The sequence below is a fragment of the Aequorivita sinensis genome, assembly GCF_006346335.1.
GTDB classification, from domain to species: domain Bacteria; phylum Bacteroidota; class Bacteroidia; order Flavobacteriales; family Flavobacteriaceae; genus Aequorivita; species Aequorivita sinensis.
On sequence record NZ_VDMC01000001.1, the window covers coordinates 150,869 to 166,891 of the forward strand.

Genomic DNA, 16,023 nt, shown 5'->3' on the forward strand with positions numbered 1-16,023 from the left:
AACTAAAATCTGCACCCCTTTGAGATGTTCGGCAAAAGTACATTACTTTTAGACATAAACATAATATTTCAAAACCTTTAAAATAGACTTCCTCAACCATAATTAAAAGCTGTCCATTTACTTATTTGGAATGTCTTTTGTGATATTTTAATAGCATCATATTGATTTTAAATAGCAGTTCCATCCTTATTTTTGGATAAGTTATTACAGCTGATTTTATCAATTCCTTAATACTTATACAATCGCATTGTAATTACATTTACACGATGGCTAATTCAAGAAATAAATTCACCCTTAAAATCATACTAAGTTACTTGGTTTTGATTGCTTTAGCAGTGCTTGTTGGATTCTTTTTATATTCTGAATTTCAAAATTACACTGCCGAAAATATTGAAATAACAGGTGAGAAAAAATTTATTGAAACAGGAACATTAATCAATCTAGTTTACGAAACAGATGGGTTTTCGAGACTTGCGCTTCTTTCTGAAAGTGAAGAAGACTATGAAAAATACGTAGTTAAAACAGACTCACTATTCAAAAAGATTAAAGAAATAAAATCCCTTACTGTTAATGATTTTCAGATTAAACAGTTAGACAGTGTAAAATCTCTAATTGAAGAGAAAAATAGAAATATAGAACAACTTCGAATCCTTAGGCTTACAAATCAAAAGGATACTTCGCTAGATGATATTATGCGTGAAGTAAGAAAGCTCGAAGCTTCTGTTGGATTAAATTCGGTTGAATCATTAATTAAGGATCCTTCGCAACTAAGTAGAAATGAACGTCGCATTTGGCAGAATTATGCCGATTACCTCAATAGAGATTCCACTCGAGACACCGCCAAAGTAAGGTCTAAAACCGTAGATTCTATGCTTATAGCTTCTCGCTATATAGTGGCTGAAGCTAAAAAATTAAATTCTCGAATTCGAAAATCTTTAAATCAACAAGAAAATGAACTTATCAGGAATGACCTTAATATTTCTGAACAACTTAGGGAGATTATAGCAAGTTTCGATCGTGAAATTTCTAAAAACAACCTCATTGAAAAACAGAAACGAGAAGCTTCGATAAAACGAACTGGCGACATATTGAAATTTGCTGGATTACTAGGTGGTATCGTAGTACTGCTCTTTTCTTATTTTATTCTTTCAGACTTTTTTAGAGCCGATCGATATAAAAAGAATTTAGAAGCTTCTAAAAACTATGCTGAAACTTTACTAAAAAGTCGTGAACAACTTATTTCTACTGTAAGCCACGATTTAAAGACACCATTAAATACTATCAGTGGTTATTCAGAATTAATTGAAAACTCTTCACTTTCTGAAAAACAAAAATACTACCTATCTCAAATTACATCGAGCTCACAATTTATCTCTCAATTAGTTGATGATTTATTGGATTTCTCTAAGTTGGAAGCAGGAAAACTACCTCTTGAGAATGTGGCTTTTTCATTAGAAAACATAATAGAAAATGCTGCAAATGCTGTACATCAACAGTACATTGAAAAACCGGTAGCACTTAAGATTTCAATTTCAGAATCTATCAAGAACAAGTTTTATAAGAGTGATCCACTTCGCATTAGGCAGGTTGTAAATAATCTATTAGGAAACGCTTTTAAGTTTACTGAAAAAGGAAGTGTTGAAATTCGAGTTGAAGAATTGTCAAACGCGAAAACAGGAGTTAGTAAGAAGAACGAAATTTCTAATATTCAAATTTCAGTTATTGATACGGGAATTGGTATTTCGAAAGAAAAGCAAGAACTCATATTTAATGAATTCACCCAAGCTGAAACTGAAATAGCCCATAAATTTGGTGGAAATGGATTGGGATTAGCAATATCTAAAAAGCTGACTGAACTTTTAGGTGGGACTTTAAAAGTAAAAAGTGTTTTAGGCGAGGGAAGTACATTCACTTTAACGCTTCCATTGCAGCATAGCAATAGAATTTTACCTACAAAAACCAAAAACGTTGTAAGCAGTTTTAATAGTTTAAAAGCCATTATTATTGATGATGACCAAACAATGCGAGCACTTTTGAAAGAGATTTTGGAGCAATTGAAGATAGAATCAGAAACATTCAGTAGCTATGAACAACTCAAAAACGCCGATTCTGAATCTCGTGTGGATACAAACGCCAATTTTGTTTTAACCGATATTCAAATGCCAAATACCGACGGTTTTACGCTATTAAAAAACTTAAAGAAAGGGGAAGTCAAAGCTTACAAAAATCAGCCAATCATAGCAATGACAGGTAGTAGAGAGCGCAATCGTGAATATTATTTAAAAGAAGGTTTTGCTGAAATGCTTGCGAAACCCTTTTCAAAAGAAGACTTAATTAATATTCTAAAACATTTATTCCCTAAGCAATGGGAAGCATCAGAAGGGTCTAATGAAAGTAACACCACAAAAGAAAGTTCAAAGAGTAGTGATATTTTTAATTTATCGCTGTTAAATTCATTTTTGAGTACACCTGAAGCCTTAGAAGAAGTTTTAAATATTTTCAATCAGCAAACTAAAACCGATTTGCAGCTTATTGATAAAGCAATTGAAGATAACGATGTCGATAAAGTTAAAGAAATCACACATAGAATGCTTACGATGACGAGACAACTTCAAGCTAAAGATGTGGTTGCTATTTTAGAAAAAATGGAAGAATACCCAGAAGTAACTACCAAAATATCAAATGAGCTACAGTTAGAAATGAGAAGCGATTTTAATAAGCTAGTAGAAAAATTTGATGTGTTGCAACAAGCACTTAATAATCGATAAGATTAAAGTTCTATATTATACAATTCTAATTTATTGTAAAGTGTTTTTCGAGTAATATTAAGCAATTTGGCAGCCTTAGTTTTATTGAAATCAGCTTCTTTTAACGCATTAAGAATTAATTGCTTTTCGTTGGTTTCTTTTGAAAAATCAACTATTTCATTCTTTTTATTCACAGAAAAAATTACTTCGCGTGGTATTACCTCCAACGGAATTAAACTTGAATTGGTTAACAATACCGAGCGCTTAATTACATTTTTCAACTCTCTTAAATTACCTGGCCAAGAATAGGCTTTGAAGGCCTCTTCTACTTCTTTCGACAGCCCGAGCACTTCTTTCCCTAAAGATGCGTTTGCTTCGGCTAGGAAGTATTCAATAAACAAAAATAGATCTTCTTTACGTTCGTGTAATGACGGAATATGAATTGAGAATTCGTTTAATCTATGATATAAATCTTCTCTAAATTTCCCTTCTTGAACAGCTTTTAATAAATCTTCATTAGTAGCTGAAAGAATTCGAACATCTACCTCTATTTCTGTGTTACTACCAACTGGTTTTATTCGTCTCTCTTGTAAAGCACGCAATAACTGAATCTGGTTTTCATAAGAAAGATTTCCCACTTCATCTAAGAAAAGTGTTCCGCCATCTGCAGCTTCAAAATGACCTTTTTTATCGTTAACAGCGCCAGTAAAACTTCCTTTTATGTGACCAAAAAACTCACTTGCTGCAATTTCATTAGGAATTGCGCCACAATCTACTGCTACAAAAGTTTTATTATTTCTTGAACTAAAATCGTGAATAGCTTTTGCTGCAACTTCTTTTCCTGTTCCACTTTCTCCTTGTATCAACACACACATATCCGTGGGGCCAACGAGTTTTATGTACTCGTTAAACTTTTTGGATGATTCACTTATCCCAACAACAAAATTTGGTTTTATTTGAGGAGCTTCTACTTTTTTAAATTCGTTTTTATTGTCACGCTCGTCTGTATATTCCGACTTTGATTGTAAAGAATCTTCTTGAATTATCATTAATAATTCTTCGGGGCGGAATGGCTTTGAAATGTAATCTATTGCACCTTTTTTAATTGCCTTTACTGCCGTGTCAACTTCAGCATAACCGGTCATTAAAATTACTTTGGTGTTTGGAGAAGTTTTTTGAGCAAATTCTAGTAGGTCTAAACCAGAATCATCCGGAAGTTTTAAATCTGTAATCAGCAGGTTAAAATCGCCCTCCGTTATTGCTTTCCGAGCACTTTCTCCTGTTGACGAAATTGAAATTTGAAAGCCTTTACGCTCCAAAAAGGACCCAAGCATTTTTCCAAATGCTAAATCGTCTTCTACTATGTGTATTTTCTGCGCCATCGTATTATCTCAAAGGGTAAAAATAGCGACTATATAGGAGGGTAATCTCTAAAATTATCATAAAAAAAGACGCACATTTAAGAGCGTCTTTTTAAAGAAGTATTGAATCTAAAATACCTGCAGCTTACTGCTTCTTTAATTCATTTTTAATCCACTCACCTTTAGCGTTTGCATATACAGTTGCCTTTTTTGCATCTGCAGTAGTAAGTTCGATTTTATAATCTCCCTTGGCATTCACATAAGCCTTAGATATAGTTGCGCCGTCAAAATCATTAGCTACGGCATTTTGTACGGCTTCAGGTAGTTCAGAAGCTTTTACTTCTTTAAAATCTTGAACAGCGTTCGCAGAAAGTTTTAAATCTTGAGCAGCTTCAACTTTTTCTTCAACCTGAGTTAAAGCAGTAGACTTTTGCTCATTCATAGCAGTTACCTCTTTATCAGATTGCGCAGTTACTGCAGTTAAACCTCCTAATACTATCGCTGTACTTAAAATTAATCTTTTCATAGTTTTTGTTTTTTAAATATTATATATATCGTTTACTAAGTTTGTTTGTTGACTTGTATATAGAAAAATTAGTGCCACAGAAAGGACACTCTAGACAAAGCCCACAAACACCAACAAAACAAGTGATTAGGAAATATTCAGATAAAAGATAATTGTGTAATAGGCGATACAGCCGTGTAAAAATTATACACTTAATGTATAATCTCTAATCAATCTGGGGAGGTTTTCGATTTTGCTTTTTAAATGCGGTTACTTTTTTACTTTTTAAACGACGTTCAATGGCACTTTTAGAAGGTTTAGTTTTTTTACGTTTTTTTGCAACTTTCAAGTTTGTTTTGAGTAAATCTATCAATCTCTCTATTACAATAGCTTTATTTTTATGTTGGCTCCGGGTTTCACCACATTGTAATATGATTAAACCTTCAGTAGTAATTTTTGAAGAGAGTTTTAATCGAAGTCGTTCTTTTTCAGTTGCCGAAAGCGCTTGAGAGTTTTCTAAATCGAAAGTAAGCTCAACTTTTGAAGCTGTTTTATTCACGTGTTGTCCTCCCGGACCACTACTGCGAATGGCTTTAAAGGCAAGTTCCGATATTAGCGTTTCTACAATCATTTTGGTTGGTGGGCTTCGTTTAAAAGATCGTTTACTGTTTTCACAGGGTTAAAAGTAATAAGTGGCACCTCAACAAAAACGGTATTCCAATTTGCCATTGCCCCATTCCATAAACCTGGAAGCTCCAAGGCTTTTATAGGTTTCCCTTGATGGGATTTAGATGAAATAAAGCAGGTGTCAGGATCGGAATATTTTAACAAATCGTACTTCTTGCCTTTGTAGTCTCGAACCCCACAAACTAAATCGACTGGATTAAAATGTGTTGCTTTATCCACCAAAGCTTTTTGCTGTGGATTATTAATATCAATCTGAGACATTTCTACAATTTGATATGACTGATTTCCATGTCTATCTTTTATAAGAAATGGACCCCCACCTGGAGCACCGGTATTTTCAACCACACCACAAACACGAAGTGGACGTTCGAGAATATTTAAAAGTGTTTCTTTATTAACCGAAATAATTGGAACCTTTAGCTCTTCAGAAATAAATTGTGAAATTTCCTGAAGTGTTTCATCTAAAATTGTTTCAGATTGAAGTTTTTCAACATAACTATAAATTTTATGCTGAAGTGAAATTAATTTTCCGGCTAGAACTTTCTTTTGAAAAGCAATCGTTTCAACATAATTTTCAGAAACTACATTGTCGATATTCTTGATGAAAATTATATCGGCATCAATGTCGTTTAAGTTTTCTAGAAGCGCTCCGTGCCCTGAAGGACGAAAAACAATATTTCCATTTTCATCTAAAAACAATTCGTTCTCGGGAGTTACAGCAACTGTATCGGTTTCGTTCTTTTGAAAAGAATACGATATATTAAATTTTACTCCAGTCTTAGCTTCTATTGCATCTTGAATTTCATTATAGCGAGATTTAAACTTTTCTTGGTGCTCTTCTGAAACCGTAAAGTGCAAATTCGCAACATTATTAGAAGTTGCATAGTAAGCAGCCTCATACAATTGTTCGCCAAAGGCAGTTATAAAATCTTCCCCGTCTTTATGAAAAGGAACGAGTCCTTTAGGTGTATTACTGAAGTTTAATCCAGATTCACCTAGCACTTCTTGAACAAATAAATAATATCTTTTCCCTAAACTAAAGTCTTTAAAATCAGGATGTTTTTCGTTTAACTTAGCTTTTACAAGGTGTGAAAAAGCGAATTTATCAGTAGAAGAAAAAAATGTCTTTAGGTCTTTATTTTCTTCTTTTTGAATAAATGTTTCGATATCATCCTCATCTGGATTGAAGTTTTCCAAAAACTGATGCAGAAATTTAAACATTCTCGTTGCTGCTCCAGAGGCGGGAACAAATTTTAATAATTCGAGCTTAGCCTTGTTGGCTTCAAATAGATTTACAAATTGTTGCTGCTCTTCATCCGAAAAAACTTTAATCCCCTTATTTGCTGAAGCAGGTTCTACTACATTGGCAAACGGAATTCCATTTTTAAATATTTGAAGTTGCTCTTTTACACTACTTTCTGAGAGGCCGTGAGCTTTTATTTGTTGTATATTTTTTTCTGTAAACATGGTTTGCATTCAAATTTGATTTTTCCTCTTCCTACTTTGCGTCTTTGCTGTGTAATATCATTTACCGCAGAGGCAAAAATTTACAAAGAGTATCTATTTCATCAATAATTTGTCAATTATTTCAACTGCTTTATTAAATCGTTCTATTTCATTCCCCTTTAATACTTTATAAGGGAAACCTTGCGTTTTTAATTCAGCTTCGAAAATACTGAACATTTCCTCGCGATTATAGGGTCTGTCTCTTAAAACATCTGCTTCCCAAGGAATGTCTATATAAGTTAGTAGGTAGATACTATAATTATTTTTGGTTGCTTCATATTTTATTTCTTCTGGACAATAACCATCATAATAATATTCTGAATACACTTTTAACTCTAACAAATTCGTATCCAAAAAAAGCAAGTTGTCAGATTTTTTGGCAATTTCCTTTTCTAGATTTAATTGCCCTTTGGCTATAGGAATTAAATCCTCTTTTGTAACTAGTTCACCTTTATTTTCCCATTTTTCCTCAAGATATTCCCGCATATATTCAGGCACCCAATGCGTTTTATAATGCGTTGCCAATTGTTTTGCCAAGGTGGTTTTACCCGTAGATTCGGGACCAAATAAAACTACTTTTATCAATTGAGAAGACTTTTTTCAGGTTTGTTTAAGCTTTTCTGCCAAGCGCGGTATCCATAAATAGCTACTACAGTAAACAAAAGGTATTGAAACGAGCTAAATACCAACCCTTTATAAAGGTATAGCGGAACAGAAATTAAGTCTCCGACAATCCAATAAATCCAATTTTCAAGTTTCTTTTTTGCCATTAGCCACATTCCAACAAAGAAAATTGCTGTGGTAACTATGTCAACATATGCTGTCCAACTATTCCAATTATCCGAAAATTGATAAACGGCAAACACGAAAATTATGGTTGCAATAAATATAAATAATGACGTTTTATGTTCTTTTTTGGTGGTTTTTGTAATTGGTGTATAGTGAGTATCATCCACTTTTCTTGTCCATATATACCAACCGTAAATACTCATAGCAAAGTAATAGGCGTTTATCATCATATCGCCTAAAAGTGAGTAAACCGCAAGTATATAAACAAAAATGGCAGTACTGATTATTCCTGTAGGGTACACCAAAATGTTATCCTGTTTTGCATACCAAACACTTAGAAAACCAAAAATAACGGCAATAACCTCTAGTACTACTAAATGCGTAGGAACTTCTTGGTATTGGGCAAAAAACCAATCAAAAATGGGGCTCATACTCGCTGCGATCAGATTTTACAATTTTTATGTAAAGCAAGCCTCTCTCAACGGCCTCCAAAGCAATTTTCATCTCTTTTTGAAGTAAGCTCATCACCTCATCATACTCTCCATAAACTTGGGTGCTTAATGGGTTTTCGAGAACTGTAAGTCCAGAGTTTCGTAGACTTTTAATGAAATCAATTATCGCTGGTTCGTAATCGTCTTGCAGCGGGCTTAAGGTTAGTTCAACTGAGATTTTCATTATTATTTTTTTTCAAAGTTACAATTATAAATAGTATTTCCTACCTAGGCATACAGGCAGTGGCAATTTAGAGTTTCATCCTTATTGTTGTCACTATATCACAGAGAAACAGAGAATTTAATTTTTTACTTGTTTGAAATTTAGTGTTTGAATTTGGGAATTTCTTCAAACGCTGTTCCCATAACAACCATATCGGCTCCGGCGTTATAAGCTTCCTTTTTTTGCTCTTCGCTTCTTATACCACCCCCCACAATTAACGGGATACTTATATTTTTTTTTACTTCTGAAATAATTTTTGAATTTACAACATTCTTAGCTCCACTACCTGCTTCCAAGTAGATGAGTTTAGCGCCCATATACTGTCCTGCAATTGCAGTATCAACAATCGTTTCAATGTTATTCTGAGACAACGGTTGAGTGTTTGTTACCCTTGATACTGCTGAATTATTGCCTCCATCGATTAGAATATACCCTGTAGGAATAATCTCCAAGTTAGAATTTTTCAATTTTGAAATGGATTTTACTTGTTGCCCAATTAAATATTCTGCGTTTCTTCCTGAAAGAAGACTTAAAAATAAAAGTACATCGGCCTCGTTAGTTATTTGTGAAAAATCACCTGGAAATAGAAAAATAGGAAGTTCAGTTTTAGTTTTTATAGCTTTTACTGTTATTTCAGTTTGCCCATTTTCAACTGTACTACCCCCAACAAAAAGATGTGTAGTACCGTTAGGGATTTTATGAAGAAATAATTCAGTTTCAGAAATGTCAAACTTGTCTGGATCGATTAAAATTGCAAGTTGATTTTTACCTGCAGCAATGTTTTTCTGAAAGTATTTGTAGAAAGAATCACCCATGTATTACGCTTCAGCTTGAAGAGCATAAGCACAAGTAAAACCTTCGAACTCGAAGAAATCTACAGTATATTTCTGCTCTTTGCCCTCGTAATTTACATTTGCAGTTGTTTTATTTTCATCTAAAGTAAATTCATCTACATAAATATTTTCCAAAAAGCTTACTCCTTTTTCTGCGTAACTTTTATAAAGCGATTCTTTAGCACACCAAACAATTGTAAGCTTCCGCATCATTGCATCTTCATTTGCAATAGTTCTATACTCTTCAATTGGTGTAAATTTATGAGCAATTCTCAGAATTTTGTTTCGTTGTTTTTCAATGTCTATTCCCACTTCTTTATCACTGATAATTATTGCAGCGAAATTGAACGAATGTGTAATTGATATGTGTTTATCATCTTTTAAATGGGGTTTTCCATTTTCGTCGTAATACAAATCAAAATCGGTATAACCTTCCATGGCCATTAAGTGTCTAATACTCATAAAGCCACGGCGGTGCAACTCGCTTTTCATATTGTTTACACGATTGGCGCAATTCTCTGTCAATTCAATTCCATCGGAAAGAGCCTCAAGAGACTCTTCAATCTTCCAAATGAAGACTTTAGTGCTGGAATTAACTGTTATAGTTTTGTAAAGTGGCATAGACTTTTGAGGGATATTATGTATTTTTGCGGTCTGAAAATCAAAATTAAATATTAACAGATATCCGCATTATAGGGTATAAATATAATAAATATGTCAACTAAAACTGTGCCTTATACGGCCTATAAAGTAAAAGATATTTCTCTGGCAGACTGGGGAAGAAAAGAAATTGAGCTTGCAGAAGCTGAGATGCCGGGCCTTATGTCTCTTCGTGAAGAATACGGGAAGGAACAGCCGCTAAAAGGTGCTCGCATTGCTGGATGTTTACATATGACCATCCAAACTGCTGTACTTATTGAAACATTAGTTGCTCTAGGAGCCGAAGTTACTTGGAGCTCTTGTAATATTTTCTCTACTCAAGATCACGCTGCCGCTGCAATTGCTGCTGCTGGAATTCCAGTTTACGCATGGAAAGGAATGACAGAGGAAGAATTTAATTGGTGTATCGAGCAAACGCTTTTCTTCGGGGAAGAACGCAAGCCTTTAAATATGATTCTTGATGATGGAGGTGACCTTACCAATATGGTTTTGGATACGTATCCAGAACTTGCTGATGCTGTAAAAGGAATTTCTGAAGAAACTACAACTGGTGTTCACCGTCTTTACGAGCGTGTGAAAAAAGGAACTTTACCAATGCCAGCTATTAATATTAACGATAGTGTTACAAAAAGTAAGTTTGATAACAAATACGGATGCCGTGAAAGTGCCGTAGATGCAATTCGCCGTGCAACTGATGTTATGCTTGCTGGAAAGCGTGTAGTGGTTTGTGGATATGGTGATGTTGGAAAAGGAACTGCTGCTTCGTTTAAAGGTGCGGGGAGTATCGTTACTGTAACTGAAATTGATCCTATTTGTGCTTTACAAGCTGCAATGGACGGTTTTGAAGTGAAAAGATTAGAAACTGTTGTTGGCAATGCAGACATTGTAATTACAACCACAGGAAATAAAGATATCGTTCGCGGTGAGCATTTTAAAGCGATGAAGGATAAAACCATTGTGTGTAATATCGGTCACTTCGACAACGAGATTGCTGTTGCTTGGTTAAAGGAAAACCATGGAGACACTCACGTTGAAATTAAGCCACAAGTTGATAAATATACTATCAATGGAAAAGATGTTATTCTTTTAGCTGAAGGTCGTTTAGTAAACTTAGGTTGTGCTACTGGTCACCCAAGTTTTGTAATGAGTAACAGCTTTACAAACCAAACATTAGCTCAAATCGAACTTTGGAAAAATGGTGAAAACTATGAGAACGAGGTTTATATGCTTCCAAAGCATTTAGATGAGAAGGTTGCTAAACTTCACTTAGAAAAGATTGGAGTTGAACTTACAGAGCTTCGCCAGGATCAAGCCGAATACATCGGTGTAACTGTTGAAGGACCTTACAAACCTGAGTACTACAGATATTAATTGATTTACGATTGTAGATTTTAGATTTACAATATTAACATTAGAACCCTTGCAGTCCTGATAATTATTGGGAGCGAGGGTTTTTTTATTGGTTGAAATAAATAGTAACTTAGACAAGCACATTCATGTCTAAAAATTCAATCAATATGATTAAAAACTCAAAACTCCCAAATATCCCGATCTCCATCTTCTCAGTCATGAGTAAAATGGCGGCAGATTACGACGCCATTAATCTTTCGCAGGGATTTCCAAACTTTCCAACCGATCCTGCTTTAAGTGCACTTGTAGATCAGGCTATGGAAGAGGGTTTCAATCAATACGCACCAATGGCTGGAGATTTTGAACTTAGAATGGAGATTTCAAAAAAGATTGAAAAACTTCACAATCATTTTTATAATCCAGAAACAGAAATCACAGTAACTACTGGAGCAACTCAAGCAATATTTACAATAATTTCAGCAACAATTTCAAAAGGAGATGAAGTAATTATATTTACCCCTGCTTATGATTGTTATGCGCCTACAGTAGCTTTGTTTGGTGGAAAAGTTGTTCCAATTCAATTAAAACCACCTTACTATAAAGTAGATTGGCAAGAAGTTGCAGATAAAATTACTTCATCTACTAAAATGATTATCATCAACAGTCCGCATAACCCAAGTGGAATGCTTTTTTCTGAAGACGATATGCTTCAGTTACAGCATTTAGCTGAAGTAAATGATTTATTCGTTTTAAGTGATGAGGTATACGAACACATTATTTTTGATGGAAACATACATCAAAGTGCTTCAAAATTTGAAAATTTAGCAAACCGCAGTTTTGTTACAGCTTCATTTGGGAAAACATTTCACAATACAGGATGGAAGATTGGATATTGTGTAGCACCTGCACCTTTAATGAAAGAATTTCAAAAATTGCATCAATTTATAGTGTTTAGCGTTAATCACCCTTTTCAAAAAGCATTTGCAACTTACTTAAAAGATGATAGCAAATATTTAAAGCTTTCGGATTTCTACCAGCAAAAGCGTGATTTCTTTCTCAACTTAATGAAAGAATCTAGTTTTAAAATTATCCCTTCCAAGGGAACTTATTTTCAGATGTTAGATTTTTCTGAAATTTCAAATGAGAGTGATATTGTCTTTGCAGAAAGACTTACTAAAGAACATAGAATTGCGACCATACCAACATCGGTTTTTAACAAGGCTGAAAAAGATTTTAAACAAATCCGAATCTGCTTTGCAAAAACCGATGATACTTTGGCAGAGGCCGCAAAAATCCTTAATGAGTTTTAAGGATTTTTCTTATTTACTTCTATTAAACTCTTGTTTTTTGTTTTCTCCCAAAAGTTATTTTCTGGGTTGATATCTGCCATTCTTTGTGTAGCATCTATCATCATATTCTTAACTTTTTTTCCATTCTTAATTTCGAATGTATAGGTAGGATATGCCCAAGCCCAGTCGTCTAAAACGGTTCGCTTTAACTCAGCAAAAGGGTTTGGCTTTTCTCCCCACATCATTCTTAGTGGAATGTAAAATAACTCTTGCGATCCATCTTCATAAGTTACATATAGATCTATAGGCATTGGCATTAAACCAATTCTTTCTAAAGTAACCTTAGTGTTTTTATCTTCAGTTTCAACCGCTTTAACTCCATAATCTATCGTATTAGTAGTTTGGGTCCAGTCTGTCAAATACCAATCCAATTCAAATCCTGAAACTTTTTCAGCAGTACGAATAAAATCGTTTGGAGTTGGATGCTTAAATTTGAAATCGGTGTAATAACGCTTCAACGTTTTTGAAAGGTTATCAGGACCAATTACATAGCCTAGTTGTGCTAAGAAAACAGAACCTTTGCTATATGCATTTATACTATAAGCTCGGTTTGTAGCATATCTATCTGCGTGAGTGGTTTGTGGTTGTTCTTGACCACTAGTTGCGTTAAAAAAGTAACTTCTATATGAACCTGCATGTGGATTAGCTTTGTTTTCTTCCATTACATAATTCATTGCTTCATCTGCAATGTAAACTGTAAACCCTTCATCCATCCACTCGTGCTTACTTTCGTTTGTTGCTAACACAAATTGAAACCAAATATGTGCAAGTTCGTGAGCCGTAACACCTACTAGACTTCCAAAATCACGTTCGCCAGTAATCATTGTACTCATAGCATATTCCATTCCGCCATCTCCACCTTGAATTACTGAATATTGCTCATAAGGGTAGGGACCTACATGTTCATTGAAAAATTCCATTAACTCTGCAGTCTTTTTCTGAAGATTTTTCCAGTTTTCTGCAATTTCAGGATTGTCCTTATAAAGAAAGTGAAGTGTAACCCCATTTGGACCTTCATAAGTATCGTGGATGTAGTTATCGTCTGCCGCCCAAGCAAAATCGTGAACGTCTGGCGCTAAAAAGTGCCATGTGTACTTTCCGTTTTTAGGATGCATTGGTTTTTGACCTGGTAGTGTGTAACCATGATCAACCTCGGCTGGATTTTGTAAATATCCAGTACCTCCAATTGTATAATTTTCATCAATTGTAATAGTTACGTCATAATCTCCCCAAACACTGTAAAATTCACGTCCAATATATGGATGTGCATGCCAACCTTCAAAATCGTATTCAGCTATCTTTGGGTACCATTGTGTCATTGTTAATGCTACACCTTCAGCACTTGTTCTACCTGAACGACGTACTTGTAAAGGTACTTGCGCGTCCCACTTCATATTAAATACTGTGGTTTCATTTGGAAGAATAGGCTTATTCAAAATCACTTCCATCACAGTTCCTTTAATAGTGTATTTAACGGCTTCACCATCTTGAGTGAAAAAGGTTGGTTTAATATACCCAATCTCTTCCGATGTTAATTTTGAAATTCTATCACCTACCCTTCTATCTGGATCGGCAATGGTACGAGAGCGCACATCCATTTCACTTCCAGGTTGAAATGCGTTAAAATATAAGTGATAAAAAACTTTGTTTAATGTATCAGGAGAGTTGTTTGTGTATTTCAACTCCTGAGTCCCTTTATATTGATATTTTTCGACATCTACATCGATGTTCATTTTATAATCAACTCTTTGTTGCCAATAACACTTATTGTTTTGTGCAGTGGCCGAATAAAGGGTTGCCGAAAGACCAGAAATTAAAGCGGTTATAAATAATACGCTAAAAATATTTTTCATTATTTACTCATTTTATCTGCCATAATTAAGGCGTTATACAAATTCACCATTTTCCCAGACTTTGAAATTTCTGAGAATGGTTTAGTGTTCGATTGCTCACCTCCTAAAATAACATTTGCAGTTGAAGTTAATCCACTATCCATTAAAATCTGCTTTACTTGAACTGCAGATAGCTCTGGGTAGTATGAACGAATTACAGCTGCCACACCAGCAACTTCAGGTGCTGCCATAGATGTTCCTTGTAAATATTCGTAAGTACTTAATGGTGTTGTTGAATAAATTTTTACACCCGGTGCAAAAACATCCACATTGTTTTTTCCGTAGTTAGAGAAGTTTGCTATTAGTTCACTTCCGTATTTATAGTTAAGCGCACCAACGGTTAAGAAGGTATCTGCCATTTCTGGACCATTGTCTACTTGATCGTTTGGATAAACGTTTACAGTATCTAAATCTAACCCATCGTTTCCAGCTGCATTTACAATTAATACATCTTTTGAAGCAGCATACTTAATTGCATCGTAAACCCACTCTGAATTTGGAGAGTAGTATTTTCCGAAGCTAGTATTTAAGATTTTAGCTCCATTATCTACTGCGTAACGAATAGCTAAAGCAATATCTTTATCGTACTCATCACCATCTGGTACTGCACGAACAGACATGATTTGAACGTTATTAGCTACACCATTCATTCCAATTCCATTGTCGCGTTGTGCTGCGATAATTCCTGCTACGTGTGTTCCGTGTTTAGCTTCTTCTCTTAATTCATCCGGCCCAGCAACATTGCCATCACCGTAAATATTATCAGTGATATCGTAAGGATCGTCTCCTAATACTGCACGGAAATCTTTTGTCATATTAAAATGATTCTGCTCTCTAGAATTGAAGTACTTTAATCCTCCTTCAATATTTTCGATAAGTTCAGGTATAGAGTCTCCAAAACTCAACATTTGGTTAAGCATTCCTATTTGTTGCTGCTCTTCAGCAGTAGGGTTTTTAATAGCAGCTAAATCTTCTTTAGTGTAATCTTCTTTACCTAGCTTTTTCGCCATTGCTTGATGCACTGGTTTTATTTGAGAAAGCATTTGCCCGTAACGAGCTATATTCATATCAACCTCAGCCTTTTCTTTTTCATACTCAGCTAACGCCTTTTGATAGATAGCAAATTCTGCTCTATCCGCTGCACTAATTGAAGACTCGGTTTTACCTTCATATTTTGGTTTAAGTTTTCTGATAATACGAACAAACTCCATATTCTCACCAGTGATATCACCTAGGAAGTTCCATCCGTAAACATCATCTATAAATCCATTATTGTCATCGTCAATTCCATTTCCAGGTATTTCACCAGGATTCGTCCATAGTACATTCTTAAGGTCTTCGTGGTCAATATCTACACCACTGTCAATAACACCTACAATAACAGTTTTTCCTTTTCTTTTTCCAATTAATTCATTGTACGCTTTATCCACACTCATTCCAGGAACTGTATCGGCCACAAGATCCATCATTGGCCAGTTCTTTAATTCAGCATCGGTTAGTGGAGCTGTTTTTAAGGGGTTTGCATCTATGTTTTCGATTGGAGTAGCAATAATTGCTGAGGCACCACCGCAGCTAGCCAAGACAGTTGAAAAACCAACTGCAAGTAAAGAGATCTTAAAAATATTCATTT

The 16,023-nt window shown here is 34.7% G+C and carries 14 protein-coding genes; 3 read left to right on the forward strand and 11 right to left on the reverse strand.

The annotated features are described in order from the left end of the window. Window positions 1–266: 266 nt before the first annotated feature. Window positions 267–2,768 carry a hybrid sensor histidine kinase/response regulator gene (locus FHP04_RS00725; RefSeq protein WP_139853917.1) on the forward strand — a complete coding sequence of 834 codons (2,502 nt, stop codon included), beginning with the start codon at window positions 267–269 and terminating at the stop codon, window positions 2,766–2,768. 2 nt (window positions 2,769–2,770) lie between these two features. Here the strand turns inward: FHP04_RS00725 and FHP04_RS00730 are convergent, their stop codons facing one another. From FHP04_RS00730 to FHP04_RS00770, 9 genes are all read right to left on the reverse strand, one after another. After that, the gene (locus tag FHP04_RS00730; protein WP_139853918.1) at window positions 2,771–4,129 is read right to left on the reverse strand and encodes a sigma-54-dependent transcriptional regulator; all 1,359 of its coding nucleotides are present in this window, start codon (window positions 4,127–4,129) and stop codon (window positions 2,771–2,773) included. A gap of 124 nt (window positions 4,130–4,253) precedes the next feature. Then, window positions 4,254–4,634, reverse strand: a complete 381-nt coding sequence (locus tag FHP04_RS00735) for a hypothetical protein (RefSeq protein ID WP_139853919.1) — start codon at window positions 4,632–4,634, stop codon at window positions 4,254–4,256. Between the two features lie 205 nt (window positions 4,635–4,839). After that, window positions 4,840–5,244, reverse strand: a complete 405-nt coding sequence (arfB, locus tag FHP04_RS00740; protein ID WP_139853920.1) for an alternative ribosome rescue aminoacyl-tRNA hydrolase ArfB — start codon at window positions 5,242–5,244, stop codon at window positions 4,840–4,842. Next, on the reverse strand, window positions 5,241–6,776 hold the full coding sequence (locus tag FHP04_RS00745) for a DUF4301 family protein (RefSeq protein WP_317129545.1): 1,536 nt from the start codon (window positions 6,774–6,776) through the stop codon (window positions 5,241–5,243). The genes arfB and FHP04_RS00745 overlap by 4 nt, the downstream gene beginning before the upstream one ends. Window positions 6,777–6,860: 84 nt before the next feature. Continuing rightward, window positions 6,861–7,391 (reverse strand): AAA family ATPase, encoded by a 531-nt coding sequence (locus FHP04_RS00750; RefSeq protein ID WP_139853921.1) that lies wholly within the window; start codon window positions 7,389–7,391, stop codon window positions 6,861–6,863. Then, on the reverse strand, window positions 7,388–8,026 hold the full coding sequence (gene pnuC / locus FHP04_RS00755; protein ID WP_139853922.1) for a nicotinamide riboside transporter PnuC: 639 nt from the start codon (window positions 8,024–8,026) through the stop codon (window positions 7,388–7,390). The genes FHP04_RS00750 and pnuC overlap by 4 nt, the downstream gene beginning before the upstream one ends. Next, window positions 8,010–8,270, reverse strand: a complete 261-nt coding sequence (locus tag FHP04_RS00760) for a thiamine-binding protein (protein ID WP_139853923.1) — start codon at window positions 8,268–8,270, stop codon at window positions 8,010–8,012. Before FHP04_RS00760 ends, pnuC begins: the two co-directional genes overlap by 17 nt. 140 nt (window positions 8,271–8,410) lie before the next feature. Next, complete coding sequence (locus FHP04_RS00765) at window positions 8,411–9,124, reverse strand: geranylgeranylglyceryl/heptaprenylglyceryl phosphate synthase (RefSeq protein ID WP_139853924.1); 714 nt, start codon at window positions 9,122–9,124, stop codon at window positions 8,411–8,413. Between the two features lie 3 nt (window positions 9,125–9,127). Next, complete coding sequence (locus tag FHP04_RS00770) at window positions 9,128–9,763, reverse strand: 4'-phosphopantetheinyl transferase family protein (protein WP_139853925.1); 636 nt, start codon at window positions 9,761–9,763, stop codon at window positions 9,128–9,130. A gap of 93 nt (window positions 9,764–9,856) precedes the next feature. Between FHP04_RS00770 and ahcY the strand changes: the two genes are divergently transcribed. Both ahcY and FHP04_RS00780 read left to right on the forward strand, forming a co-directional pair. Then, the gene (gene ahcY / locus FHP04_RS00775; RefSeq protein WP_139853926.1) at window positions 9,857–11,173 is read left to right on the forward strand and encodes an adenosylhomocysteinase; all 1,317 of its coding nucleotides are present in this window, start codon (window positions 9,857–9,859) and stop codon (window positions 11,171–11,173) included. A gap of 146 nt (window positions 11,174–11,319) precedes the next feature. Next, window positions 11,320–12,462: a methionine aminotransferase gene (locus FHP04_RS00780; protein ID WP_139853927.1), complete on the forward strand. Its 1,143-nt coding sequence runs from the start codon at window positions 11,320–11,322 to the stop codon at window positions 12,460–12,462. Here the strand turns inward: FHP04_RS00780 and FHP04_RS00785 are convergent. Together FHP04_RS00785 and FHP04_RS00790 are read right to left on the reverse strand one after the other, a co-directional pair. After that, entirely contained in the window at window positions 12,459–14,354 is a 1,896-nt protein-coding gene (locus FHP04_RS00785) for a M1 family metallopeptidase (RefSeq protein ID WP_139853928.1), read from the reverse strand. The two genes, FHP04_RS00780 and FHP04_RS00785, sit on opposite strands and share 4 nt — an antisense overlap. Next, entirely contained in the window at window positions 14,354–16,021 is a 1,668-nt protein-coding gene (locus FHP04_RS00790; protein WP_139853929.1) for a S8 family peptidase, read from the reverse strand. The genes FHP04_RS00785 and FHP04_RS00790 overlap by 1 nt, the downstream gene beginning before the upstream one ends. Window positions 16,022–16,023 lie beyond the last annotated feature (2 nt).

Bases quoted from the DNA above. Each gene is read 5' to 3' on its own strand.
- pnuC (WP_139853922.1), bottom strand. From the start codon at position 8,026: ATGAGCCCCATTTTTGATTGGTTTTTTGCCCAATACCAAGAAGTTCCT.
- FHP04_RS00735 (WP_139853919.1), bottom strand. From the start codon at position 4,634: ATGAAAAGATTAATTTTAAGTACAGCGATAGTATTAGGAGGTTTAACT.
- arfB (WP_139853920.1), bottom strand. From the start codon at position 5,244: ATGATTGTAGAAACGCTAATATCGGAACTTGCCTTTAAAGCCATTCGC.
- FHP04_RS00765 (WP_139853924.1), bottom strand. From the start codon at position 9,124: ATGGGTGATTCTTTCTACAAATACTTTCAGAAAAACATTGCTGCAGGT.
- FHP04_RS00770 (WP_139853925.1), bottom strand. From the start codon at position 9,763: ATGCCACTTTACAAAACTATAACAGTTAATTCCAGCACTAAAGTCTTC.
- FHP04_RS00760 (WP_139853923.1), bottom strand. From the start codon at position 8,270: ATGAAAATCTCAGTTGAACTAACCTTAAGCCCGCTGCAAGACGATTAC.
- FHP04_RS00780 (WP_139853927.1), top strand. From the start codon at position 11,320: ATGATTAAAAACTCAAAACTCCCAAATATCCCGATCTCCATCTTCTCA.
- FHP04_RS00730 (WP_139853918.1), bottom strand. From the start codon at position 4,129: ATGGCGCAGAAAATACACATAGTAGAAGACGATTTAGCATTTGGAAAA.
- FHP04_RS00785 (WP_139853928.1), bottom strand. From the start codon at position 14,354: ATGAAAAATATTTTTAGCGTATTATTTATAACCGCTTTAATTTCTGGT.
- FHP04_RS00745 (WP_317129545.1), bottom strand. From the start codon at position 6,776: ATGCAAACCATGTTTACAGAAAAAAATATACAACAAATAAAAGCTCAC.
- ahcY (WP_139853926.1), top strand. From the start codon at position 9,857: ATGTCAACTAAAACTGTGCCTTATACGGCCTATAAAGTAAAAGATATT.
- FHP04_RS00725 (WP_139853917.1), top strand. From the start codon at position 267: ATGGCTAATTCAAGAAATAAATTCACCCTTAAAATCATACTAAGTTAC.
- FHP04_RS00790 (WP_139853929.1), bottom strand. From the start codon at position 16,021: ATGAATATTTTTAAGATCTCTTTACTTGCAGTTGGTTTTTCAACTGTC.